Source organism: Congregibacter litoralis KT71, from assembly GCF_000153125.2.
Lineage (GTDB): Bacteria > Pseudomonadota > Gammaproteobacteria > Pseudomonadales > Halieaceae > Congregibacter > Congregibacter litoralis.
On sequence record NZ_CM002299.1, the window covers coordinates 2,728,395 to 2,752,695 of the forward strand.

General features: G+C 57.2%; 22 protein-coding genes. 14 read left to right on the top strand and 8 right to left on the bottom strand.

Features of this window, described 5'->3' with window-relative positions; all coding sequences use genetic code 11:
* Positions 1 to 22: 22 nt before the first annotated feature.
* Positions 23 to 1,471, bottom strand: a complete 1,449-nt coding sequence (gene uxaC / locus KT71_RS12490) for a glucuronate isomerase (RefSeq protein WP_040362337.1) — start codon at positions 1,469 to 1,471, stop codon at positions 23 to 25.
* Between the two features lie 13 nt (positions 1,472 to 1,484).
* Positions 1,485 to 3,461 (bottom strand): glycoside hydrolase family 2 protein, encoded by a 1,977-nt coding sequence (locus tag KT71_RS12495; protein WP_169729156.1) that lies wholly within the window; start codon positions 3,459 to 3,461, stop codon positions 1,485 to 1,487.
* A gap of 252 nt (positions 3,462 to 3,713) precedes the next feature.
* Here KT71_RS12495 and KT71_RS12500 point away from each other — a divergent pair, with 252 nt between their 5' ends.
* The 6 genes from KT71_RS12500 to KT71_RS12520 all read left to right on the top strand — a co-directional run bounded on the left by KT71_RS12500 (position 3,714) and on the right by KT71_RS12520 (position 10,084).
* A complete protein-coding gene (locus tag KT71_RS12500) occupies positions 3,714 to 4,700 on the top strand; it encodes a LacI family DNA-binding transcriptional regulator (protein ID WP_274518445.1) in 987 nt (328 codons plus the stop codon).
* A gap of 241 nt (positions 4,701 to 4,941) precedes the next feature.
* Positions 4,942 to 5,193: a hypothetical protein gene (locus KT71_RS19755; RefSeq protein ID WP_023659736.1), complete on the top strand. Its 252-nt coding sequence runs from the start codon at positions 4,942 to 4,944 to the stop codon at positions 5,191 to 5,193.
* Positions 5,190 to 7,193: a TonB-dependent receptor gene (locus KT71_RS12505; RefSeq protein ID WP_008295021.1), complete on the top strand. Its 2,004-nt coding sequence runs from the start codon at positions 5,190 to 5,192 to the stop codon at positions 7,191 to 7,193. Before KT71_RS19755 ends, KT71_RS12505 begins: the two co-directional genes overlap by 4 nt.
* A gap of 102 nt (positions 7,194 to 7,295) precedes the next feature.
* Positions 7,296 to 8,741, top strand: a complete 1,446-nt coding sequence (locus KT71_RS12510; protein WP_008295020.1) for a mannitol dehydrogenase family protein — start codon at positions 7,296 to 7,298, stop codon at positions 8,739 to 8,741.
* 322 nt (positions 8,742 to 9,063) lie between these two features.
* Positions 9,064 to 9,618, top strand: coding sequence for a hypothetical protein (locus KT71_RS12515; RefSeq protein WP_008295019.1), 555 nt, complete (start codon positions 9,064 to 9,066; stop codon positions 9,616 to 9,618).
* Between the two features lie 97 nt (positions 9,619 to 9,715).
* Positions 9,716 to 10,084 carry a DUF3127 domain-containing protein gene (locus tag KT71_RS12520; protein ID WP_008295018.1) on the top strand — a complete coding sequence of 123 codons (369 nt, stop codon included), beginning with the start codon at positions 9,716 to 9,718 and terminating at the stop codon, positions 10,082 to 10,084.
* A gap of 5 nt (positions 10,085 to 10,089) precedes the next feature.
* Here KT71_RS12520 and KT71_RS12525 read toward each other — a convergent pair whose 3' ends face one another.
* Positions 10,090 to 11,304, bottom strand: a complete 1,215-nt coding sequence (locus tag KT71_RS12525) for a saccharopine dehydrogenase family protein (RefSeq protein ID WP_008295017.1) — start codon at positions 11,302 to 11,304, stop codon at positions 10,090 to 10,092.
* 169 nt (positions 11,305 to 11,473) lie between these two features.
* Here KT71_RS12525 and KT71_RS12530 point away from each other — a divergent pair, with 169 nt between their 5' ends.
* Complete coding sequence (locus tag KT71_RS12530) at positions 11,474 to 11,956, top strand: FKBP-type peptidyl-prolyl cis-trans isomerase (protein WP_008295016.1); 483 nt, start codon at positions 11,474 to 11,476, stop codon at positions 11,954 to 11,956.
* A gap of 49 nt (positions 11,957 to 12,005) precedes the next feature.
* Here the strand turns inward: KT71_RS12530 and KT71_RS12535 are convergent, their stop codons facing one another.
* The 3 genes from KT71_RS12535 to KT71_RS12545 form a co-directional block, all read right to left on the bottom strand.
* Positions 12,006 to 12,785, bottom strand: a complete 780-nt coding sequence (locus KT71_RS12535; protein WP_008295014.1) for a transglutaminase-like domain-containing protein — start codon at positions 12,783 to 12,785, stop codon at positions 12,006 to 12,008.
* Between the two features lie 183 nt (positions 12,786 to 12,968).
* Positions 12,969 to 14,771, bottom strand: a complete 1,803-nt coding sequence (locus KT71_RS12540; protein ID WP_008295013.1) for a carboxylesterase/lipase family protein — start codon at positions 14,769 to 14,771, stop codon at positions 12,969 to 12,971.
* Positions 14,768 to 16,510, bottom strand: coding sequence for an isocitrate/isopropylmalate family dehydrogenase (locus tag KT71_RS12545; RefSeq protein ID WP_008295012.1), 1,743 nt, complete (start codon positions 16,508 to 16,510; stop codon positions 14,768 to 14,770). Before KT71_RS12545 ends, KT71_RS12540 begins: the two co-directional genes overlap by 4 nt.
* Before the next feature lie 242 nt (positions 16,511 to 16,752).
* Between KT71_RS12545 and KT71_RS12550 the strand changes: the two genes are divergently transcribed.
* On the top strand, positions 16,753 to 17,301 hold the full coding sequence (locus KT71_RS12550) for a DUF2058 domain-containing protein (protein ID WP_008295011.1): 549 nt from the start codon (positions 16,753 to 16,755) through the stop codon (positions 17,299 to 17,301).
* 27 nt (positions 17,302 to 17,328) lie between these two features.
* Here the strand turns inward: KT71_RS12550 and KT71_RS12555 are convergent, their stop codons facing one another.
* On the bottom strand, positions 17,329 to 17,721 hold the full coding sequence (locus KT71_RS12555; RefSeq protein ID WP_023659737.1) for a VOC family protein: 393 nt from the start codon (positions 17,719 to 17,721) through the stop codon (positions 17,329 to 17,331).
* A gap of 266 nt (positions 17,722 to 17,987) precedes the next feature.
* Between KT71_RS12555 and KT71_RS12560 the strand changes: the two genes are divergently transcribed.
* The 6 genes from KT71_RS12560 to KT71_RS12585 are packed head-to-tail and all read left to right on the top strand — an operon-like array spanning position 17,988 to position 23,763.
* Entirely contained in the window at positions 17,988 to 18,947 is a 960-nt protein-coding gene (locus KT71_RS12560; protein ID WP_008295009.1) for an ABC transporter ATP-binding protein, read from the top strand.
* Positions 18,947 to 20,017 carry an ABC transporter ATP-binding protein gene (locus tag KT71_RS12565; RefSeq protein ID WP_008295008.1) on the top strand — a complete coding sequence of 357 codons (1,071 nt, stop codon included), beginning with the start codon at positions 18,947 to 18,949 and terminating at the stop codon, positions 20,015 to 20,017. Before KT71_RS12560 ends, KT71_RS12565 begins: the two co-directional genes overlap by 1 nt.
* Complete coding sequence (locus KT71_RS12570; protein WP_040362341.1) at positions 20,004 to 20,873, top strand: carbohydrate ABC transporter permease; 870 nt, start codon at positions 20,004 to 20,006, stop codon at positions 20,871 to 20,873. Before KT71_RS12565 ends, KT71_RS12570 begins: the two co-directional genes overlap by 14 nt.
* Positions 20,863 to 21,675: a carbohydrate ABC transporter permease gene (locus tag KT71_RS12575; RefSeq protein ID WP_008295006.1), complete on the top strand. Its 813-nt coding sequence runs from the start codon at positions 20,863 to 20,865 to the stop codon at positions 21,673 to 21,675. The genes KT71_RS12570 and KT71_RS12575 overlap by 11 nt, the downstream gene beginning before the upstream one ends.
* A complete protein-coding gene (locus KT71_RS12580) occupies positions 21,672 to 21,944 on the top strand; it encodes a DUF2160 domain-containing protein (protein ID WP_008295005.1) in 273 nt (90 codons plus the stop codon). Before KT71_RS12575 ends, KT71_RS12580 begins: the two co-directional genes overlap by 4 nt.
* A gap of 40 nt (positions 21,945 to 21,984) precedes the next feature.
* A complete protein-coding gene (locus tag KT71_RS12585; protein ID WP_023659739.1) occupies positions 21,985 to 23,763 on the top strand; it encodes an ABC transporter substrate-binding protein in 1,779 nt (592 codons plus the stop codon).
* Between the two features lie 51 nt (positions 23,764 to 23,814).
* Here KT71_RS12585 and KT71_RS12590 read toward each other — a convergent pair whose 3' ends face one another.
* On the bottom strand, positions 23,815 to 24,258 hold the full coding sequence (locus KT71_RS12590; protein WP_008295003.1) for an RrF2 family transcriptional regulator: 444 nt from the start codon (positions 24,256 to 24,258) through the stop codon (positions 23,815 to 23,817).
* Positions 24,259 to 24,301: the final 43 nt, after the last annotated feature.

A 24,301-nucleotide genomic window follows, 5' to 3' on the forward strand; every position in this document is an offset into this window, starting at 1 on the left:
TTTGAAGAATCTATTGGGAAGGTCAGGCCGCTGTGAAGCGTTCGACGCGATCACCCAAACGATAGGCTTCAACAACCAGATCAGTCGTCAGTGTCGTGATAAGCCTGAGCGCTTCTGCCTCGGACAAACGCCCCTCGGTCACCAGTTGCGCAAGAAACCGCGCATCCATGCGCCTAGCCATGTCGTGACGTGCCGGGATAGACAATAGTGCCCGAGTATCGTCATTGAAACCTGCGGTGTTATAAAAACCGGCCGTCTCGGTTACGGAGTGTCTGAAGCGCAACATTCCCTCAGGACTGTCGTTAAACCACCACGGCGGCCCAAGTCGCAGCGCAGGATAATGACCGGCCAAGGGCGCCAACTCCCGGGCATAATTAGATTCGTCGAGGGTAAATACAATGAGTTCTAGATCAGGCTCATTTCCCACGGCGTTGAGCAACGGCTTTAAGGCCTCGCAATAGTCAACACGCCTGGGGATATCAGCGCCCTTATCGGGGCCAAAACGGTTAAATAGCGCTGAGTTGTGATTACGTGAAGAGCCCGGGTGCAGCTGCATCACCATGCCATCGTCTAAGCTCATTCGCGCCATCTCGATCAGCATATGCCCACGAAATAGCTTCCGTTCGTCCCCACTGGCTGCTCCACTAAGGCAACGCCCGTAGAGGCGCCCAGCCTCGTCATCTGCCAGGCAGGCCGTGAACGGGCTGACGGGACCGTGATCCGTTGCGGTTGCACCGACGGCACGGAAAGCCGCTCGTCGCGCGCGCAGGGCGTTGAGGTAGCCAGAATAGCTCGCCACCGTTTCACCGGTGACCTCACCCAATCGTTCGACGTTCTCAGCAAAACCGTCAAAATCCGGATCGAGGACATCATCGGGACGGAACGTCGTCGTCACCCGCGTCGAAAGCCCCTGCTCGACCAAAGCCTGGTGATGCAACAGTGGATCGAGCGCGTGCTCGGTGGTCGCAATGAATGCCACATTAAAGCGATCCAGCAATTGCCGCGGTCGAAAAGCCTCCTGACTGAGGCACTCATTGATGTGGTCAAAGTAAAGATCGGCCGAGTGCTCATCCAGTTGCACTGTTAAGCCAAACACCTCAGCAAAGGTGGTATCCAGCCATACCTTCGATGGGGTGCCGGTAAATAGATAGTAGCGTCGGGCAAAATTACGCCACCCTTCTCGCGGACTGACCACCACGCTGCCCTGACGGTCGGGCACGCCCAAATCCTCCAGTGCAACACCTCGGCTATAGAGCATGCGCAACAAATAGTGGTCGGGGGTAACCAGCAATGACAGCGCGTTGTCGAACGGCGTATCGCATGCAAACCAGGCAGGATCGGTATGGCCGTGAGGGGAAATTATGGGTGCTGCGCGCACTTGCTCATAGAGTTCCCCGCACAAACGACGAACAGAGGGCTCAACAGGGAACAGCCGGTCCGGGTTGATTTGCAATATTGGCGACTTGCTCAAGATAACCTCTCCCTTACTCGACGTTCGCCCAAGAGCCTTCGTAGAAGTCACGCAGCACATAGAAGGCCTGCTTGCGTTGACCATTTTCGTCGATGAGTCCTTTACGATTACGGTAGTCCTGAATACCCGGCAGAGTGCGAAGCATGGCCCTGAAGTCCTTGAGTATCCACGGCGTCATGCCCTGTATCTGAGGACTGTTCATGATCATCCGTGACTGGGCGCGATAAACCTCAGCCTGATATTCCTCGGTCCAGGGACCCTCGCCCCGTTTGCCCGACTTGGCGCCAGCACCAAACTCAGAAATATGCATCGGCTTATCAAAGGCCGCGCTCAACACCACGTGCTCCATGAACTTGAACATAAGCTTGCGCACGGTCTTCTCGCTCACACCCAGCTGCGGCGCAATGAATCTGGCGTAATACCATCCGAAATACTCGTTGTAGCTAACTACATCCAGCAGTTCGCCGAGGGGATCATCGATTACCAGTTCGAAGCCGGAACCTACTGCCGGAGCATGATCGCCGGCTTTATCAAGCATGGCTTTAAAAATGTCACGCTCGTGCTTTGACACCTCGTCGCTGGCGGCGCCGTATGCAGCGAGATATAGCGCCGCATCCTTCAGTTCACGGCTGACATCTCCTAACAGGGCAGCACTAACAAGTCGTGTATCGTCAAGAGAGCGCACCTCGTTAATCAATGCCTCCAGAAACGCCATGCGCGGCTCTGAATACGGGGTCTCATTTGCGACGGACCAGATGACGACACTAGCGCGGTTCCAGTCCCGTGTTACCAGACGAGTGATTTGATCCTTGGCGATTTCTAGCGTCTCTGGGTTTTCCCAGGCGATGTTCCAATAAATGGGTACCTCTTCCCACAGCATTAGACCTAACTCGTCAGCCACCTGAGCCGCATGGCGGGCATAGGGGTAATGTGCCGCACGAACAAAATTGGCTCCGAGCGCCTTAGCCTCACCGAAAAGTGCCTCAAAGTCCGCCTTCGAATACGCTGCACCGTCGCGCCCAATCGGCTCTTCGTGCGTTGAAATGCCCTTGAAGCGGATGCGCTTGCCGTTCAGGAAAATTTCGGTGCCGCGAGCTTCAATCAGACGAAAACCGATGCGATCGCTAAGTTGCTCATCGGCGGTCGCAAACTCCACATCGTATAGCTTGGGATTCTCGGGGCTCCATAGCTCAGGCTTCAGCATGGCGGTCCACTGGCCTTGCCCGTCACTTCCGACGGTCACCTCAGTAGAGAAATCTAACTCTGCAATGCTCACCGTGACGGTGTCACCCGCCCGCAGACCTTGCGTAGCTACAACCCCCTCTACCCGGCCCGACAAATCTGCAAGCTCGACCTTTGCATTCACCAAATGGGCGCTTGGGGTCTCTATAAGCATCACGTCGCGGATCAAACCGCCATAGGGCCACCAGTCGGTGCGGGGGGTGGGGACTGAATGCTTTTCAAGTCGATTATTGACACTAATGACCAAGTCGTTGCCACCGCTCTTCAAAGCATCGGTAACATCAATGGAATACGGCACATAGCCGCCCACCTGTTTGGCCATAGGGGTGCCGTTCAAATAGACAGACGTAGTGTAGTTGCTCCCCCCAAACCACAAATGGTATCGCTTGCCCGGCTTGGGTTCGACGTCAAACCAACGCTGGTACCAAACGCCATCGCGATAAAAAAGTAAATCTTCAAACTGAGTATTGAAGTCACCTGGCACACTGATTTTGCGAGAACCGGCGTAGTTGTACTCCAGCACCTGCCACTCATCGACGGGCACCCGGTCCGTAGCCCATCCACCGAAGAACCCGCCGGGTTGCCCCACGCCCATGGGGTCAACGATAAAATTCCACTTACCGTTGAGCGACTGGCTGCGCCGTGCGTCAACAAAACCTAAAACGGCAGGCGCGGGCGCTGGCATCTCAATGGCGGGGGCGTCGAATGGCGTACTTTCTTCTGCGGTCTCTTTTTCTTCCGCCGCCATTGTCGACGGAGATCCAAACATCGCAGCCAGCACCACTGCCGTCGTTAGGTGCTTTAGGGCTTGTTTAGGAATCATACGGTGCTCCTTTTTTATGTTTGTGACTTACACGGACCATCATAGATAAAATACGACACCGGTGTCTATTGTTTCTCACATCAAGGCCGCCACTGATTACGACGGGGTATCATGCTTCCCTGTTCCCTAGGAGCCGCACCTTGAGCGCACCCAAAGCCAACCCCGACGATCAACGAAATTGCCAAACTCGCTGGCGTATCCAAGAAGTCCGTGTCACGGGTACTGAACAACGAAAGCGGTGTATCTGATAAGACCCGTAAACACATTCAGAAAATCATACGGGACGTGGGCTATGAGCCCGATCGCAGAGCCCGAGCCCTGGCCAATGCAAGATCGCTTTTATTGGGTGTCGCCTACAACAACCGTAACCCGAACTACGTCTTGCAAATATTGAAGGGCGCTCAAATGGCCGCCAACGGCCGAGGCTACGAAATCGTCATGCATAGCGTGGGCAGCGATCTCGATGCTGCAGATGAACTCATTCGCTTCATGCGGCGCTCTGGCTGCGACGGGCTCATCCTGACCCCGCCACTGTCCGAGTCAGCAACACTAATCGCGGCACTGGCCGAGCAAAACTGGCCCAGCGTGCGTATCGCCGGCGATAACGCCGACTTCCCTGTACCGCAAATTCGGTACAACGACCGTACAGCAGCGCTCACCCTTACCAACCAGCTGGCCAAGCTAGGGCATACACGCATTGCGTTTATCGGCGGGCCTGCCAACGCAGGACCTACAATGCGCCGACTCGCTGGCGTTCGCGACGCGCTGTCACTCAACGGACTTGCCATTGATGACGAGATGATTCGCTACGGCGGGTTCACCTTTGAATCGGGTCAAGAAGCGGGCAACGACCTACTAACACTCACTAATAAAGCGACAGCGATCATTTGTGCCAATGACGAAATGGCCGCCGGCGTTTTCCATAGCGCCGCCAAATTAGGCATTCGTATACCCGAAGAGCTCTCAGTGACGGGCTTTGACGATTCTCCCGTCGCTTCTCAACTGTGGCCCCCACTCACGTCGGTCCGCCAGCCCGTGCAAGACATGACTTCCCTGGCAGTCGCCATGCTAACGGGAGACATCACGCGCAAAGCGGGGGCTGTGCAGCAGTTCGATGCAGAAATCGTAGAGCGCAGCTCGGTATCAATCCCGGGTAACAAATAGCGCCCAGTCCTTCGCTCAGCCTTGTACGGCAATCCCAGCTTTCGGAGTCCGTAGACCTGCGACGGCCTCCCGTTCGAGCAGCGAAACAAAGTGACTCCACTTAAGCTGGCAGCGAGGCCACTCAGCAGCTCTCAATAACCACCATGAAAACGTGTAGAAAAAATGCTTGCGTCGAATATACGACACCGGTTACCCTCCGGAAAAACAAAATTATAACGACACGCCCAAGAGGACATCTAACATGCTCAATACCCAAACTCATGGTTTCACACCTCGGCTGCTGGCTCTCGCGGTCGCTGCTTCATCCGTCGGTCTCAGCACGGATACCCACGCTCAGGAACGGCTTGTGTTAGAGGTGGTAACAGTCGTCGCACAAAAACGCGAAGAAAGCGTATTTGAGGTACCGGCCGCGGTGTCTGCTGTTTCCGGAGAAATGTTGGAGACGCTGGAGTTACGGATTTCCGAGGTCTTACCGCTGTTTCGCCATCGTTGACGGTTAAAGATGCGGGCGCTGCGACCAACGCTTCCATTAATTTGCGCGGCATCGGCACCTATGCGTTCTCAATCGGTGTAGAACCCAGTGTGTCGGTGATAGTGGATGATGTGCCCGTAGTGCAGCAGGCTCAGGCTTTCAACGGACTGTCTGACATCGAACGCATTGAGGTCCTCCGGGGGCCACAGGGCACCCTATTCGGCAAAAACTCTTCCGCGGGACTGGTTAACATCGTAACCAAAGGACCCTCTCAGGAATTTGAAGGGTACATTGAAGCTGCGGCTACCGACGATGATGAGCTGCGCATCAACGCCTCGTTGTCAGGTCCAATTGGTGACCGCGCTGGTTACCGCATCAATGCCTACACCCAACAACGTGATGGTTACATCAACAACTTTACATTGGGCGAACAATACAACGACGATGAGGGATTCGGGATTCGTGGAAAGTTGGTCATCGATCCGACGGACAATCTCTCGATCCAGTTTGTTGGCGATTACAGTGAGCGCAATATCAAAGGTGGCGTCAGCACCTATCGCGACATCCCCGAGGGATCGCTACTGTTCGGTGCCTTCCCAACGGACTTGTTTACAGAAGGCCTGGTCCCGGGCGAGGACAACTACAACACGCGCCTCGACTATGCACCGGTATCAGATAATGAGCAGCTGTCCGCGTCCATGAAAATCAGCTACGCACTTGGAGATTTCAATCTGGTCAGCGTCACCAGTTACCAGGATTGGAGCTACCTGTTTGAGCAGGATGTCGACGGCACGGAATTCGACATTGCCGGTGCGTTTACCGGTGGTGCACTCAGCGGAGGTATTTACCAGATTGCACCGTTCGAAGCGGATCAAATAACTCAAGAACTTCGACTCGAGTCCCCGCAAAGCGACAGCTTTGATTACATCGTTGGCCTCTGGTACTCAAGTGCTGACACGACCCGTGTGTTTGATCGACAGCCGCTGTTTGTGGCGGACTGGGACGCCGGCACCGGCAACACCAACATGGCTCTATTCGGCCAATTTAACTGGCACCTCAGTGAAAAGCTGGACCTTAGTCTCGGCGGCCGTGTTGGACGTGAAGAAATTGACGTGTTCTTTAACGACACTGCAGCAGGCACCAGCTACACAGGTGATGACTCGGAGACATTCACGGTCGGCAAGGCCGCAATACAATACTTTCTGAGGGACGACCTTTCTGCATTTGCCAGTGTTTCCACGGGTTACAAGGGACAGGGTTACGACGTCAGCTCAGGCTTTAATCAAGATCGCGCCGACAACCCCGTTGGCTCCGAGACTGCGACTTCCTACGAAGCCGGTTTGAAGGGAGCGGTGATTGACGGCCGCGCTCAATTCAGTCTTGTCGCCTTTATGACCGACTTCGAGGACTTTCAGGCTCAAAGCATCGAAGTGACTCAGGAAGACGGGATCGTGGTGGCCCTGAACAATGTTGGGGAATTGCGTACGCAAGGTATCGAAGCCGAATTTGCCATGCAGCTCAGCGCCAGCTGGCGCCTCGATGCCAGCGCAGCCTTCGTCGACGCCAACATCGAATCCTTCAGTGGCGCCAACTGCTATCCAGGCCAGACAGAAGCCCAGGGCTGCATCGGCGGTGTACAGGATCTGGGGGGCGAGGATCTGGCGAATTCTCCCGACTGGAAATACAACCTGAGCCTGACCTACGAGACCCCACTTGCGGGAATGCCATTTGGCTTATTTGCAAATGCCAACTATAGCTACCAGGACGATGTGAACTTCGACCTCTTTGCCAACCCCCGAACAGTGCAGGATGGCTATGGAATTGCCAATTTCACTTTCGGCATTGCGGAGAATGACGGCAAGTATCGAATTACCGCCTTCATCAACAATGCGTTTGATGAGCGCTACGCGAGTTTCATCAACGACAACTCGGGTTTCTACGGCGGCTCTCCGGTAATGACTCACATACTGCCGCGGAACTCCCAGCAGTATGCCGGGATTCGCGCTCGCTGGTCGTTCTGAGCTGTCCCGATCAAGACTTAAGCCCCCAATTGCCTAGAACGCAAATTCACTGGTAGGGACCGCAGGACGCGGTCCCTTTTTTTGCACTGATGAGGAAGCCCGGTGTATCGGCTGAACAAAGACAAGCTGCAACGATTGCCGCGCGCCCTGCAGCCCGAAACGTATGACAGAACTCCCAAACCCAAGGTGGTGCATCTAGGGGTAGGGGCTTTCCACCGAGCGCATCAAGCCTGGTATTTCGACAGGCTGAATCACCTGGAACCTGAGTACCCATGGCTTATTGAAGGCGCCTCCCTACGCAGTAAAAGCGCCGGCGAGCAACTCAACCCACAGGACGGACTATATGTACACGTTGCGCGATCAGCGGCTGGCAGTGATGTCACCGTGGTTCAGTCGCTAACGCAGGTGGTAAATGCCTTCGAGGAGCCCGAAGCATTGACCTCGGCAATCGCTCGGCCGGATACCCAGTTGGTAACCCTCACCATCACCGAGAAGGGCTACTGCCAAAACGGTGGCAACGACGATCTCGATCTCCACCGTGAAGACGTGAAGCGCGATCTGGTATCACTCGAGCATCCCTGCACCGCCATCGGCTCTCTTCTTGCCGGACTCCGGCGGAGATACCGGGAGAAAGGACAACCCCTTACCATATTGTCTTGCGACAATCTGTCCCACAATGGCGACGTCACTCGACGGGCGGTGTTAGCAATGGCTGAGCATCACGAAGCCGGATTGACTGAATGGATAGGGGACAATGTTAGCTTCCCTAATTCGATGGTCGACCGGATTGCTCCTGCGGTCACCGCGGCTGATCGAGATGAGACGCAAAAACTCACGGGCCTGGAAGACCACGGTCTGGCTATTACAGAGCAGTTCTCGCAGTGGGTTATAGAAAACAACTTCAAAGGGCAGCGACCCGCGCTCGAACGGGTCGGCGTGACCTGGGTAGACAACGTCGACGCCTGGGAGCTGCGTAAGCTGCGTTTGTTGAACGCCGCCCACACGGCGCTGGCATGTTTGGGTAGCTGGCTGGATATCCGTTTCGTCCATGAAGCCATTTCCGACCCCCGTCTGGAGTCGCTCGTTGATCAAATGTGGCGGGAGACAGCGACCACACTTCCGGACACAGAGGACTTCAACCTTACGACCTATTTGGCCTCCTTAAAGCTTCGATTCGGCAACCCTCATCTTCAACATGCGCTGGTCCAGATCGCCACCGACTCCAGCCAAAAACTACCGCAACGGATTCTGGCACCGCTGGCAGAAAGACTAGCGCAACGGGATTCCGTCACCGCGCTAACCACGGTGGTTGCAGCCTGGCTGTGCATTCAGACCGGCCAGTCCCAACGCGGCACCGACCTCGGGTTTTCTGATCCATTGTCTGAGACCTTAAGACGTGCCTTGAACGAAGCAGGCGATAGCTATCGCACCCAAGTGGACGCTGTCTTTGCCGTCTACCCTGCCCTGGGCGCGCTGGGCGAAGACGACAAGTGGCGTGAGCAGCTGATTGCTGCCTACGCTACCTGTAGATCCGAGAGTCATAGGTGAAATTCGAGCAAGCTCAGTAATTCTTGCCGTGTGCCCGTATCGAGGTTTTGGCAAGATCAACATCCACTAGAAGAAGCCCGACTCCGCGGAAAGCAACTCTGGTCTCCCTCGGACCAACTGCTCCTGGAAAGGTATCGGACGGAATTAGTAACCGCCCAGATAGACTGAGATCGCAAGTTGCAGACACGCTCTTCTGCCAACCTTGCTCGGCTTAGGTAGCGCCATTACTCGCAAAAACAACCGCGCTATAGCACTCCTCTGCCCTGCCCCGTAGAATCACGCCCGCGGAGCACATCACAGGTATCAAAGGGGGCGTTCGCTCTTGACCCAGCACGAGTACGTATTCGTCGCCATCTCGATCATTCTGGGACTGGCGATTACCCGACTCCTCGGTCACATGGGGGGGCTTATCCGAGCCCACAAACGCATCAAGTTTCACTGGGCCACCGCGCTCTGGGCCCTGAGCATCATGCTGTTTGCCTTGCAGATGTGGTGGGTGGGCTGGGCACTGCGCAATTTTGAGCAGTGGGCCATTGTCGATTTTTTGTTCCTGGTGGCCGGCACCATTTTTGTCTACGGCGCCGCGGAACTGGCACTGCCCGTGGAGGACTACGATCTGGAGAACGACCTTGAGCTCAACTTTCTGGATCATAGCCAATCCCTGGGCCGCGTATCGGCCGCCTTTATGGTCGCCTATTTTGCCGTGGGCCCCTACTACAACATCCGGCTTCTGGGTAACGCAGCAACACCATCCATCGTGCTTGCGGGCCTGGGAGCACTGCTGGCCCTGGGCATTGTTGTAAAACCCTCGTGGTTCACTCCTCTGACGGTAATCACCACGGTGTATGCCGTATCCGTTCTGATACTGACGGCATAGACTTTTTAAAAGCAGCTTTTGAGGTCGCGAGCTGATGCCGTGACCCGGAGCCCCGATTTAAACAATCCCAAAGACAGGCAAGGAAAGGAAACAACGAATGGCGTATGAACTCACGGGAAAGGTCAAACTGATCCAGGAACCCAAGACCTTTGAGAGCGGTTTTACGAAGCGGGAGATGGTGGTCACGGTAGAGGATGGTAAATATCCTCAGGAGATCAACCTGGAGTTTGTTCAGGATAAGGTCGCTTTGCTTGACGCTCTATCCGAGGGTATGGAAGTCACGGTCACCTTCGACATTCGCGGCCGGGAGTACAACGGCAGGTACTTCAATAATCTCCAGGGCTGGAAAATCGTCGCTCAGGACAGTGATAGCGCCGGCGGCAACCCGGCCGCAGACGAGTATTTTTCGACGGCGAGTGCCCCTGGCCCCGGCCCCGGGGTAGGCGACGACGATATTCCTTTTTGAGGCGATCACCCCGCCGAGTACAGCTCCATAAATCGTCCATCCTCCGCGCTGTTGAGTCGGTCGACCAAAGCATTACCCAGGGCAGTGGCCGGTGTGAGCACGCCGGCAGTCTTCGGAGCCTTTTTTTCGTCAAGCAGCAGGCACAGACCCAGCTCCGCCAGCATTTTGGAGGTCGCGCCGTAACCGGGATCTCCCTGTCCGGCAACCACGGCCTTGGCAATGCGGCCGTCATGCGCTTCGGCGGTTACCTCCACGGAAAATGCCCCCTGCTTGAGCATCCACTTTGGCGGACCCTCCCCGGACTTGGGCAGCAGCTTGATAGGCTCCCCCAGGGGAACGCCAAAGCCGCGACTCAAGTAAAGCCAGCTGATGCGCGACCACATGCCCGGGGAGCAACACTCCCGATAGCTCACACGGCCGTCCAAACCCTGCAAGGCAAGGGAACGTCTTACCACCGGGGCGTTAATCGCTGCCATGAAAAACGGCAGCATCAGGCCATAGCCCGGCTCCCTTTTGCGCAGGAAACGCGCCGGCATACCGTCCGGCGTCATCTCCTCGCCCTCACAGGGCCTCGCCCCCGGAGCCAGGATATACGGGTCGTTCATTGCCTCTCTGGTCATGCGGCCACTCCTGATCGCCGCCTGGCGTGCTTTCCCTGAGGCGAGGGTGCCTCCGGAAAATGAGCCGCTGTATTGGGTGTATTTGCCGGTGACCCGCACAGGGCCGTCTCCAACCTCATCGATATCCAGAGCGCGCAATGCCAGAAAGGCACCCAGATCACTGGGAATAGAGTCCACTCCTCCACCGAGGACAATCCTCGCACCACTGCCCTTGGCAAGCTCATGATAAGCATCGATCATTTCACGCTGCCAGAAACCCTCGCCCGACAGGTCCGAGTAGTGCACACCCGCCCGGGCGCAGGCGCTCAATAGACTCTCGCCGTTGTGCGTGGAGTAAGGCCCGGCGGTGGAGATAATCACGCGGGCCGAGGCCACCATGGCCTCGACAGCGGCTGCATCATCCAGATCGCAAGTGACAACGCCCGGCTTTTTGCCCGATAGCGTCTTCTCGAGAGCCTGGAGCTTTACCGTGTTGCGGCCGGCGATGGCCCAGGAGCGACCTTCAAGATCCGGATGCCTGTCCAGATACCGCGCAACGAGCTGACCGGTAAACCCCGTGGCGCCGTAAAGCAAAATGTCGTACTTCTCTATCGTTGGCATAAGGAATCCATGAGCTGTTTTGTAAAGTGCAGAGTACGCCTTCCTCCGTCGTTTAGTTCAATGGGACGAGCCTAAACTTCGGATTGTTGAGGACAGCAGACGCTCAAGCCTTGCCTGGAGCGCCGATTTAGCCTGTAATCCCATTCCCATCTGCTGTGACCATTTATTCATGAATATAGAACGTAATACCGTTGTCAGCTTCCACTACACGCTCCGCAACACAGACAACGAGGAGCTGGAAACCTCCCGCAGTGACACGCCCAGCGTGTATCTCCATGGTGCCAACAACATCATGCCGGGGCTTGAAAAGAGTATGGCGAGTAAAAGCGCCGGGGACGTTTTTAGCGTCAGCCTCGCCGCGGCGGATGCCTACGGAGAGCGGGACCCTCAGCGACAGCAGCGCATCCCCATAAAACACCTGCTTTTCAAGGGACGCTTACGCCCGGGCATGGTCGTAGCGGTGAATACAGAACAGGGGCAGCGCCCCGCAACGGTGCTTAAAGCCGGAAAGTTCAGCGCTGACCTGGACACCAACCATCCCCTCGCCGGTCAGGACCTCACCTTCGATATCGAGATTCTGGACGTCCGCCCCGCGTCCAGCGAAGAGATCGCGCATCGCCATGCCCACGGTCCGGGTGGGCATCAGCACTGAGATCCTGGAACTCACGACAGCGCCTAGACACCAAGCCTTGCACAATCCCCTAGTCTTCGATGTTCACCTGCACAGACTGGTTTTGGAACATGATGAAGCCGAAGCTTGAAAGAAAAGACACCTCGGCTGCGTCTAAACCAATACCAATACGCGCTATCTGGTTTGATGCTGCCATGCCCGTAGCATCCACCAGATGCCAGGTATGATCCAGATACACCTCGGCAACGGCATGAAAATCCTGGGGGATGACATAGGGCGCATAGCCACTGACAAAACGGGCGGGTATGGACGACGCTCTGGCGAGGGCGATGAGTACGTGGGCAAAGTCACGACAAACGCCCTGTCGTTGCACAAAGGTATCGATGGCGGTGGTCTGACTGTTACTGCTCTCCGACGAATAGCGAAAGCTCTCAAATATCCAGTCCCGGATTCGCGCAATGCGCTCACCACCACTGCTATCACCAAACTCCGCCTCCACAAAGCTCTGCAACTGATCCGCCTGACAGTAGCGGGAGGGCATGAGGTATCGGAGGGCGTCGTTGGGAAGCTTATGGGGAGCAACCGCCGGCAGCGATGCGATATCTAACAGGGGTCTGTCGATCTCGACACGCGCCCGGTAGCGACATTCAAGATCTTTGTCGATGTGCAGCAGCTTACGCTCACCGAAGCGCTCCTCCCCGAGCACCGCGCCACTGTGCAGGCACTCACTGAGATCCATGTCCTCACTGAGAAGCCGCTGATCCGCGAAGTCCGGTACGGTGATTTGCAGGATGATGTCCGTCTCCGCCTGAACCGCGTAGTGCAAATGGACATCAATATTGAGTATCAAGTGCTAGTCTCCCCTCTTCCGCCAAGATCACTTAGCTGAGTATGGCGTTAAAAGAGCGTGACCGCGAACGCTCATTTATGTCGAGAGCTTGCTGCCGGGGCTCACTCGAGTCTGGAAGGGGTTCAGGGGCAGCGAAGCGAAGCCTGAAGCTAAGATGCAACGCCAGGAGGAGGTCAACAGTCGTCAGAGGACATCCGGCGACCCGTATTTTTCCGTGAGCGCCGCTCGAACCGCCGCTTTTTCTTCGGGCACATCAACGGATGCGCAGCTGCCGTTGTTCCATTGCCGATACTCGTCGTAGGCCGCATCACCCACGGTCGTCACCAACTCCCATACCAGCATGCAGGTCTCAAGATCACTGAGGGGCGACGCCGTTTCTGCAATCTCCGTGAGTAGACCATCGAGCCCGGGGCTGTCCCGGAGTACCTTGACCGAATCAGCGCCCGCATCCAGGACCATCACATCGGGCTGTGCAGCGGTAAATACCGGCCAGGAGGTATCAGCCACCGATCCCGGCTTACCGCTGCGGGCAAACTGCGCCCACGCCGACATCATGATCTCAGTCATGGCTCCTGCGGAGTCTGTATCAGGATACATGTATTCACCCACGGAGCCGTACATGGGCGCCCCCATGACAAAGGCAATCTCACTGGCGTGGGCCGCCCCCAAAACCTGGGAAAACGGCACAAACCAATTGTCGGCCTGCTCATCCCAATCAAAGCGGTAGGCGTAGAGGTCGCTGTAGCCCGCAGCCTCCAGATTCGTCAGCGCCCGATCCACAGAGCGTACCTTCCAGCCGCGCCCCCGCTGCTCCACCCAATACCCGAATAGATCCGGCTCACGAACCCTGAGCTTCGGTGGCAGAACCCCAAACAAAACATCGTCTGCGTCCACAAAGTAGCGATTCAAACCCAGCCACAGCGTGACCTCATCCCGATTGGAACCCGCCATGACCGGGACATGCTTGGCGTATGCGGGGTTTGCCAGGGCTGCGAGCAAGCCCTCTTCAGGAATGACCTCACCATCGTTGACGATCAACGGCTCAGCATGATCCTTATCAATGCCGTAGTACGCGCCCAGGAGCGTCTGCACCGACAGGCCGCGCAACTCCTCCGCCCCTACGCGGTCATTGTCCTTTCCGAGTTCCTTCAGGACCTCCCAGGAGCCGCGATCAAGATTGGAAAACTGCTGGTCGGCGTTGTAAGCCTGCTCGGGGGAATAGCTCTGAGCGGTGGGCGACTGGGCAATGGCCTTGTGAAACAGCCCCTCGGCAAGGGGTGAGGCAAGCATGCTGTACACGTTTCGCCCGCCGGCACTCTCCCCAAAAATCGTAACGTTGTCGGGATCGCCGCCAAAGGCCGCGATGTTCCTCTGCGTCCACTCGAGGGCCGCGATAATGTCCAGGGTGCCGAAGTTACCGCTACGATCGTAGCCAGCGGCGGACTTTTCCAGCGCCGGATGCGTAAACCAGCCGAGGGGCCCCAGGCGATAGTTGATCGTCACCACCACGACGTTTTCCCGGGCTGCGAGCGCTGAATAGTCATAGGTGCCTTTGTGGCCGGAGGTATTGCCCCCACCGTGGATCCAGAACATCACGGGATAAGCTTTGCGCGTGTAATCCTCGGGAGCCACTATATCCAGATAAAGACAATCCTCCTGACCCACGAAGCCGTCATCATCGGTACCGGAGATCTCTCCCGGCTCCTGGGGGCAGAGGATGTCACTCTCGGAAGGGGCAATGCGTTCCTGCGCTGCCCCGACTAAAGGCTGCGGTGCGCGCCAGCGCAGCTCAGCGACCGGGGGCCTTGCGTAGGGAATATCCCGCCAGCGCACCACCGGGTGCTCGCTGGACACGCCGACCACCTGCCCGCTTTCCGTAAATATCAGGGTATCGGCCAGCTCCTGCGCCGGGGGCGCTGAACAACCCAGGAACAGCCCGCAGCACAGGGCCGGCAGCAGTGATCTTCCTGGCCGCAGGATTCTCATGAGGCGTTGAGGTTTGCTTCAATGGCGTCGAGGAATCCGTACATATCCACCACGTTTTCGCTCTCCGGATCCAGGGTTTTACCCTTGAGATCACCGGTGATCGTGCCCTGCGCTACCGTGTCTATGAGGGCCGCTTTCAGGCGTTGGGCATAGTCGGCAAGGGCTTCATTCTCTTCACGCCGGGCCATCTCCTCCAGGGCATTGGCCACGGCAAAGATTAATGCCGATGAATTGAAATGCGCTTCCTTGCCGTCGGTCTCGAGATACCGCAGATAAAGATCGTGGGCCGTGCCGTGAGGCGCCTCGTAGAGCAAGGTGCCATCTTTGCTTTTAATCACCGAGCTTGCGGTAGCAAGACTGCCACCAAGCGCCGCTGAGATATCCGAAAAAATATCACCGTCGAGGTTCTGGGCGGGATACAGGCCCCAGCGCGGCGGATCGCAGATCATCTTGCTGAGCTGCCGGGACGGACGCATGATCATGAAGGACGGCGGAGGCGTGTCCAGGGCAGCCAGCTCTTTACGAATCTCGAGAATAATCGAGCTGTAGACCTCGTCGTAGTTAACAAACTCGCGCTTCAGACCGAAATACACCTCCTTTTTATTAATCGATGCATCTTTGAAAACCTGCTTCACCCAATCCTTGATCGCATCGCGATCATTGGACATGAACAGGATGGGATCATTCGCCTTGACCATCCGCGCGTGCTTCTCAACGCCGTCGACAACCACCTTGATGATGCCGTCTTCAGGCGCGGGAGTGTTGTAGCTGCCGTATTGATCGCCACCGCCGGCGCTCATTCGGGAGATGGAGACGTTCGCCTTTCGCTCGGGCAAACCGTAGTGCTTGAGCTGCTGCACCAGTTTGTAAAGCTTCATGCCGCTGACGTTATCGGGAACCCCCCACAGGGCCCGCTCCGGCGGATTTGACACGATCCGCGCTGCCTGGGCATCAATGAGCTCGTAGTGATACTTCAGCCCCGCCGCAGCGACCTTTTCTTTGTAATCTCGCTCGTATATGGCCTCAATGGCGGCGCGCATAACCCCGTCGTAGCCGGGAACCACCGTATCTTTCAAACCCAGGTAGATATCCCGCTTCTCATCCAGAGCGCGCTGGAAAAACCGATGGGCCCAGGCCTCAACCTCTTCGAGACTGTTGTTTGCCAACATCCAGGGATCGCCCTTTTTCAGGGTGCGCCGATGCAATTCCACGGGGTCACCACTGCTGCCCACAAACATCACCTTTGCCACACCCGTCGCGTTGGACAGTTCGCTGTAGCTGAAATCCAGTCCCCCGCTGTCCATGGTGTCCACTTCGATGTCCCGGTCGATCCAGTCCGGGCGCACGCTGGTGAGATTCTGAAATTCGATATCCTCGCGCGTAATGTTGCCACCGATACCTTTTCGGATAGCGCCGTTGGGGGACTTGGTGGCGAGCTTGTCCAGCTCTGACTCTTTGACGTCGGGATACTTGGCGAGCAGTTCGTCAAGCTGGCTGCGATTCACCGTCATCCCGGCGTTTTTAATGCCCACGCCGTGCTCAATAAGCGCATCGATGGCGTCAAGCACCACCTGCCCGTTCGTGGTAAAGCGCTTCTCCGCGGACAGATCCACCTCCAGAAGATTGATGTCCAGGCGTGAGGTAACAAACTGCTCCAGGAGGCGCTCAAAGGCTATTTGCGCCATTTCGTCGCCATGGAGGATGACCAGTGGCTTCTCTACCTTGATTTTGTTGCTCACGCTCTACGCTCCTGAAGGGGTTACCGGGCGTGACCCTTGGGTCACTCGCAGGACTACAATTCTAAGCTGCGGCAATCTTCAACACCACCAATCACGTCGGCTTTTTAGCGGGTGCAGGTAAAGCTGGCTCTCTGATCCCTGCAATCCCAAAACCCCTCAGGCTCTTCGCCATCGCTGATCCCCCGGGTATTTTCCTGCGACAATAGGGTCCCCAGACCGCGCGACCTAAAAAGGAGGCAAGAATGGCCGGATCTCTCCAGGATCAATTATTGAATGCAGGCTTGAGCGACGCGAAAAAGGCCAAAAAACTCGACAAGGAGAAACGCAAACAGAAACGCACGGCGCAGAAGTCCCGCACAGAGGTAGTGGACGAAGTGAAGCTGGCGGCGCAGCGGGCGCGTGACGACAAAGCCGCGAGGGACCGGGAACTTAACCAGGCAAGGAATCTGGAAGCCCAGCGAAAAGCCATTGAGGCGCAGATTGTTCAGCTCATTGATAAAAACAAGCTGGATCGCAAAGGCGGCGATATCGGCTTTAACTTCACCGATGAACAAAAGATCAAAAAAATCTATGTCTCAGGGCTTCAGCAAAAGCTTCTGGCCGCCGGCAAGGTCGCTATCGCTGCCGTGACCGAGGGCTATGAACTCATACCCTCGGAGGTCGCTCACAAGATCGCCGAGCGGGATGCGACGCGGGTCATTTTTTGCACCGAAAGCACTGCCGACGCCCTGGAGGGAGAAGAGAGGGACTGGTACAAGGACTACGAGATTCCCGACGATCTCATGTGGTGATCATGAAATCGCCGGGGCATGCCCGGTCTACCCGGGGCGGTGGATACCACAGATCTTGTGACCATCGGGGTCAAGAAAGTAACTCAGGTGCATGACGCCCATGCTGCTGTTTCGGGGCCCGGGAGGGTCCTCCACGGACCGAGCGCCGTGAGCCACGGCCACATCGTGCAACTCCTTTACCTGCTCGGGTGAGTGACAGAGAAATCCGATCGTTGATCCATTCGCTGTGGTCACGGGCTCACCATTGATCGGCTCACTGATGCCAAAGGTCGTTCCATCATGAATATAGAACAGGCGCTTCTGGCCCGTATCATTGGTGTGCTCGATGGGATCGCCAGCGCCCAGCACGCCGAGCACGGCGTTGTAGAAGGCCTTGGTCTTTTCAATGTCGCTGGATCCGATCATTAAGTGATTTAGCATGTAAACAGTTCCTTGTTATGCAATTAAAAGTGGAGCTCAAGCGGGCGCCTGTTACACAGTGTGTGGCCCCCTGGCTCTATGTTTGAGCCATAACGGGTCCGACTGAGCAGGCCCCTGGCAGGCACAATACGCGTATCCCCGCCATGAACAAAGCCTCGCGCCTCGCAAGCCCCGGGGTGCATGCATGGTGGCTCGGGACGCCAGCGTGTAGGATCGCCATCCTGTGCACAGAAAACATTAATAATCACTTAAAACGACCGTCACGCATGCTGAGCCTGAGCGACATATCACTGACCGCCGAGACGACTACATCGTTCTCTCACAGCTTCGCGGCGGGCGAAATCTCCGTGGTGCTGGGCGCCAACCAATCGGGCAAGACCGACCTCTGCAGGCTCATCGCCGGATTAAACACCCGTGCCCGCGGCAAAATATCTCTCGACGGACAATCCCTGGATTCTCTGTCACCTCGGCAGCGTCCCGTGGGTATGGTGTATCAGGCCTTCGTGAATTACCCGAACCTGACGGTGTTTGAAAACATTGCTTCTCCTCTGAGAGCGCAAAAAACCGATGCGGCGACGATGCAAGCCACCGTCGGCTCCCTCGCCGAAAAGCTGCAGATTAGCGCGCTGTTACAGCGCTACCCTCACGAGCTGTCCGGGGGGCAACAGCAGCGCGTTGCCATCGCCCGCGCCATGGCCAAGGGAGCGCTCGTCCTGCTCCTTGACGAGCCCCTGGTGAATCTCGACTTTAAACTGCGCGAGTCTCTGGAGCTGGAGCTTCGCGACCTTCTCCGTGCCTCGCAGACCACGGTCATCTACACCAGCAGCGATCCCCGGGATGCCTTCACCCTCGGTGATCAGTTGTTACTTCTCCACAAGGGCCAAAAACTACAGTGCGGTACGCCCCTGTCGGTCTATGAAAACCCCGAATCGGCCGAAGCCATGGCGCTGATGGCCGATCCCGATATCAATCGCTTCTACCGCGACGACACACTCTGCGCTCTTCGGCCCGAGCATCTCAGCCTGAGCGCCGCCCCTGGCGCCGGCACAGCCGCCATAGAATTTGATATGCGCGTCATTGCCTGCGAGACCAGTGGCAGCGAATCCTTCATACACGGCGAAGTGGAAGGCCGCGAGTGGGTATTACGCCAAGGGGGCATGCTGTCCGTCGCGGTGGGTCAGGATTTAAAGATCAGCGCCGCTGAGCGCGATGTCGTGAGATTCTGATGGCCGCCATCAGCCTAGAGAACCTGAGCTTTCGTTACCCCGGCGCGTCCGAAGACACCCTGTCCAATCTTCAGCTGGAGATCGCAGACGGCGAGGCCCATGCGCTGTTGGGTGCCAGCGGCGCAGGGAAAACAACACTTCTGAACATCTTGTCGGGGCTTCTTTTTCCCAGTGCCGGCAGTCTGCGTTTCAATGGCAATGATGTATCCCGCCAGTCAGGCCGGGAGCGCAGGGTTGCCCAGGTGTTTCAGTTCCCCGTCCTCTATGAATCCCTCAGCGTCGCCGAGAACCTCGCCTTCCCCCTGAAAACGCGCAAGTCCGACGCCGGTCTTATCGCAGAGAGGATTGCCTATATTTGCGATGAGCTTGAGATCTGCGATCTTCGTGAGCTCAAGCCCGCAGCGCTATCCCTGTTCCAGAAGCAATTAGTCGCCGTGGGCAAGGCCCTGGTCTCCCCCGATGTTGCCATGGTGCTGTTGGACGAACCTCTAACAGCGGTGGAGCCCCGCACCAAGTGGCGTCTCCGGCAAACGCTGCGGCGGATACAGGAGGATCTCAAGGTCACCATGATCTACGTAACCCACGACCAAACCGAAGCCCTCACCTTCGCTGATCGCGTCTCCGTACTCTCCGCCGGGGGCCTGCTGCAAACGGATACCCCTGAGAGGCTTTACGCGGCCCCCGCCCATGAATTCGTCGGACATTTCGTGGGCAGCCCCGGCATGAACTTTTTACCCGGACAGGCCCTGGGTTTAGGCGATGTCGAGCGTGTGGGCTTTCGTCCCGAGTGGGGAACCCTGAGCCGTGGAGATGCCGATAGCCCCGCGAATACGGACAAACCGGCTGCCCAAGGCTCAATCGGGGCGGAGGTTTTACGCACTCGACTCCAGGGCGCTCAGGGCGGCGAGGCTTTCGGCTTGATCACACTGAGCACGGCTCACGGCGAAGTTACCGTGCGCGGGCCTATGGCGGGCAACAGTCTTCAACCCGGCGATGGTTTACAGCTGCAGCTGAGCCGCTGTGTGTGCTTCGAAAACCAGACATTGGTCCGCGAAATTGACTTCCTTTAAACCCCGGAACAATCGCGCCTGGCTGGGGGTGCTCCCGGTGCTGCTTATCGTCGCCTTCAGCGCCGTCATACCCCTCATGACCGTCGTCAACTATTCCGTACAGGACATTCTCGACTTCAATTCGCGGTTTTTTGTGGGTTTTGAGTGGTACCGGGAGACGCTCAGGGATCCCCGCTTTATCGAGGCTTTCCTGAGGCAGCTGTTGTTCAGCTTTACCATCTTGCTTATCGAGGTGCCCCTGGGAGTCGCCGTCGCGAAAGGTATCAACCGGAACAGCCGGTTCACCGCCGTGACCCTGATACTCCTGGCCATACCCCTGCTCATTCCCTGGAACGTGGTGGGCACCATCTGGCAGATATACGCCCGCCCGGACATCGGACTTCTGGGCTGGAGCATCAACGCTCTGGGTATCACCTACAACTACACCACGGAGCCCCTCCACGCCTGGGTGACCTTGATAGCCATGGACGTCTGGCACTGGACATCCCTCATTGCCCTGCTGGCCTTTGCAGGCCTTACGTCCATTCCGGCCCCCTACTATCAGGCCGCGGAGCTCGACGGCGCCAGCCGCTGGCAGGTGTTTCGCTACGTGGAGCTACCCCGCTTGCGGGGCGTCCTCATCATCGGGGTACTTCTTAGGCTCATGGACAGCTTTATGATCTACACTGAGCCCTTTGTGCTGACCGGCGGCGGTCCCGGTAACGCCACGACCATGTTGAGCCAGCACCTGGCCACGATGGCTGTGGGACAGTTTGATCTCGGGCCCGCCGCTGCATTTTCCGTGATCTATTTCCTCTTTGTACTGCTGTTTTGCTGGGTCTTTTACACCAGCGTGGTGCGCAGCGATGATGCATAAGGGCCGCCTGAGTCGTGTCGTACTCCTGCTGTACGGCGTGTACCTGCTTCTGCCGCTCTATTGGCTGCTGTCTATGGCACTGCGCAGCAACGCCGACATCATGGGTGATTTCTCCTTCCTGCCCCCCACCATTACCTGGGGGAACTTCGGAGAGATTTTCTCCAACCCCGTCTGGTATGAAGGCTTTGTCCATTCCCTGAGCTACGTGGGCATCAACACGGTGATTTCCCTGGCGGTGGCGATTCCCGCGGCCTATGCGTTTTCGCGCTATCGATTCCTTGGGGACAAGCAGCTGTTTTTCTGGCTCCTGACCAATCGGATGGCACCGCCGGCGGTATTCCTGTTGCCGTTCTTCCAACTTTACTCTGCCGTGGGGCTGTTCGACACGCCCCTTGCCGTTGCTCTGGCCCACTGCCTGTTTACCGTCCCCCTGTCTGTATGGATTCTGGAGGGTTTTTTCTCAGGGGTCCCAACGGAACTGGATGAAATGGCGCAGATCGACGGACACAGTTTTCTGCACTTTTTTCTGCGTATTTTTCTGCCAGTCAATCGCGGGGCCATCGGGGTCACCCTGTTCTTCTGTTTTATGTTCAGCTGGGTGGAGCTACTCCTGGCACGAACACTCTCTGGCGCGTCGAGCAAACCCATTGTCGTCGTGATGACACGAACCGTTAGCGCATCGGGCGTGGACTGGGGTGTCCTGGCGGCAGCGGGAGTGCTGACGGTGCTACCGGGCGTGCTTGTCGTGTGGTTCGTCCGCAAAGACCTTGTGAAGGGCTTTGCCCTGGGACGGGTGTCATGAGCTGGATGGCCTGGACCCTGCCCACAGCGATCTTCTTCAGCGCCATTGGACTCGCCCTGCTGTCGCTGACGGCCCTGGAGATACTCAAACCCACAACGCGAGCCCGGGGTTTTCTTCCCATGGCGACCACGCGGGGGGACCGCTTTTTTATCAGCCTCCTGAGTGCGGCGTTTATTCATCTCCTCTGGCTGGGAACCCTCACCAGCGGGCTGTGGTTGGCCTCGGCCCTGTCCCTGCTATGGGCATTCCTACTTATGCGTTGGGGCTAAGCTCTCTATACTGAGGGCCTGTTTCCTCAGGATAATAATCGTGAAAACCAACTCCGTCCCTCTTCCCACAACTGTCTTTCCGGTTTTGCCCGTTTTGCCCGCCGTTGTCCTGGCCGGCACCCTGCTAGCGGGCTGTTCGGAAGAGAGCGCCGACGCCCCCGCGGTGGTAGCCACACACTTTTCTGCCAATGCGGAACGCTGGCTGGAGGAGTTTCAGCCCTCAACGCTGAGCCGGGAAGAGCAAAGGGCAGAGCTTGCCTGGTTTACGGAGGCCGCCGAGGATTTTCGCGGCATGTCGATCAACGTGGCCTCGGAGAGCCTCACCACCCACGAATATGAAAGCACGGAGCTTGCTAAAGCCTTTTATGACGTGACGGGTATCCGGGTCACCCATGACCTGATTCAGGAAGGCGACGTCATCGAAAAGCTGCAGACGCAAATGCAAACCGGTGAGAACGTTTACGATGCCTACGTCAACGACTCCGACCTCATTGGCACGCACGCCCGCTATGGTTATGTGGTGCCCCTAAGCGACTTCATGACGGGTGACGGCGCAGGAGTCACCTCCCCTACCCTGGATCTCGACGATTTTATCGGGATCAGCTTTACCACCGGCCCCGACGGCAAAATCTACCAGCTGCCGGACCAGCAGTTTGCCAACCTTTACTGGTTTCGCTACGACTGGTTCACCACCCCTGCCCTTCAGGAGCAGTTTGAGGGCATTTACGGCTACCCCCTGGGCGTGCCCGTGAACTGGTCCGCCTACGAAGACATCGCAGAGTTCTTCAGCGTGCATGTCAAAGAAATAGATGGCCAGCGTGTTTATGGCCACATGGATTATGGTAAGAAAGACCCCTCCCTTGGCTGGCGCTTTACGGACGCCTGGCTGTCCATGGCAGGGGCCGGCGATGCGGGCATTCCCAACGGCTTGCCCGTGGACGAGTGGGGTATCCGCGTCGAGGATTGCCGCCCCGTGGGCTCCAGTGTCAGTCGTGGTGGTGCCACCAATGGCCCTGCTGCTGTCTATGCGCTGTCAAAATACATGGATTGGCTCAAGCGCTTTGCACCACCCGAGGCCGGTGGCATGACCTTCTCTGAAGCAGGACCCGTTCCGGCTCAGGGTCACATCGCCCAGCAGATTTTCTGGTACACCACCTTTACCGCGGACATGATTCAAGCGGGCCTCGCCGTAGTGAATAGTGATGGAACACCCAAATGGCGCATGGCGCCTTCTCCACACGGACCCTACTGGAGCGAGGGTATGAAGCTGGGTTATCAGGACACGGGATCCTGGACACTGCTCAAGAGTACCCCTCTGGAGCGTCGTAAGGCCGCCTGGCTGTACGCGCAGTTTGTTACCTCAAAAACCGTGTCCTTGAAAAAAACCCTCGTGGGCCTCACGCCCATCCGTAAGTCCGATCTGGAGTCTCAGGCGATGACGGACCTCGCGCCAAAACTCGGGGGACTGGTGGAGTTTTATCGAAGCCCTGCAAGAACGCTCTGGACGCCCACGGGCACTAACGTGCCGGACTACCCCAAACTTGCACAGCTCTGGTGGGCTAACGTGGCCAACGCCGTCAGCGGTGAAGTCACACCCCAGGTCGCCATGGATACCCTTGCGCAGCAGCAGGACCGCATCATGGGCCGTCTTGAGCAACATGGCGTGCTCGGTGAATGTGGACCCGCTTTGAATGAACCGAGGGATCCGCAGTACTGGCTGGATCAGCCCGGCGCCCCCAAAGCAAAACTCAGGGAAGAAAAGCCCCAGGGCGAGACCGTGCCCTACGACGAACTCATCAAGGTCTGGGCGGCGGGATAGCGCCTCTTAACGACTCCCGGAACGCTTCGGCAAGAGCACAGATGCCAAACCCTATGCCAGTTCCAGCAGCGGCAATCTGGACCTTAACTCTGTTCCCGTGCCTACGAGATCGGCAAGAGTCACCCCATCCAATTCCTGGTAAAAGGCCTCCAGACCCCGCCGAAACAAACCGGTGAGTTTGCAGGTTCCCGCGATGGGACAGCTGTTGGTCGAGGAGTTAAAACACTCCACGAATTCGCCACTGTCCTCGACGGCTCTTATCACCGCTCCGATATCAATGCGCTCCGCCGCCATCCCCAGCTGAATACCTCCGCTGCGACCTCGCACCGTCGACAGGTAGCCCAGTTGCCCGAGGTGTCGGGCCGCTTTCAACAAGTGAGCTTTGGAAATATCAAAGGCGGTAGCGACGTCCTGAATGCGCACGAGCTGACCGGGGTGCATGGCGCAGTACATAAGAATCCGCATGGAGTAATTGGAATAGGCAGTCAGCCGCATGAACGATCAACCTCGTAGCTAGGGGAGTCTTTAGGGCTAAAAG

What these genes read in the sequence shown, in the direction of transcription:
- KT71_RS12565 (WP_008295008.1), top strand. Translation starts at nt 18,947, where the DNA reads ATGGCCGCCATCAGCCTAGAGAACCTGAGCTTTCGTTACCCCGGCGCG.
- KT71_RS12520 (WP_008295018.1), top strand. Translation starts at nt 9,716, where the DNA reads ATGGCGTATGAACTCACGGGAAAGGTCAAACTGATCCAGGAACCCAAG.
- KT71_RS12580 (WP_008295005.1), top strand. Translation starts at nt 21,672, where the DNA reads ATGAGCTGGATGGCCTGGACCCTGCCCACAGCGATCTTCTTCAGCGCC.
- KT71_RS12525 (WP_008295017.1), bottom strand. Translation starts at nt 11,304, where the DNA reads ATGCCAACGATAGAGAAGTACGACATTTTGCTTTACGGCGCCACGGGG.
- KT71_RS12575 (WP_008295006.1), top strand. Translation starts at nt 20,863, where the DNA reads ATGATGCATAAGGGCCGCCTGAGTCGTGTCGTACTCCTGCTGTACGGC.
- KT71_RS12550 (WP_008295011.1), top strand. Translation starts at nt 16,753, where the DNA reads ATGGCCGGATCTCTCCAGGATCAATTATTGAATGCAGGCTTGAGCGAC.
- KT71_RS12495 (WP_169729156.1), bottom strand. Translation starts at nt 3,461, where the DNA reads ATGGCGGCGGAAGAAAAAGAGACCGCAGAAGAAAGTACGCCATTCGAC.
- KT71_RS12530 (WP_008295016.1), top strand. Translation starts at nt 11,474, where the DNA reads ATGAATATAGAACGTAATACCGTTGTCAGCTTCCACTACACGCTCCGC.
- KT71_RS12555 (WP_023659737.1), bottom strand. Translation starts at nt 17,721, where the DNA reads ATGCTAAATCACTTAATGATCGGATCCAGCGACATTGAAAAGACCAAG.
- KT71_RS12560 (WP_008295009.1), top strand. Translation starts at nt 17,988, where the DNA reads ATGCTGAGCCTGAGCGACATATCACTGACCGCCGAGACGACTACATCG.
- KT71_RS12540 (WP_008295013.1), bottom strand. Translation starts at nt 14,771, where the DNA reads ATGAGAATCCTGCGGCCAGGAAGATCACTGCTGCCGGCCCTGTGCTGC.
- KT71_RS12590 (WP_008295003.1), bottom strand. Translation starts at nt 24,258, where the DNA reads ATGCGGCTGACTGCCTATTCCAATTACTCCATGCGGATTCTTATGTAC.
- KT71_RS19755 (WP_023659736.1), top strand. Translation starts at nt 4,942, where the DNA reads ATGCTCAATACCCAAACTCATGGTTTCACACCTCGGCTGCTGGCTCTC.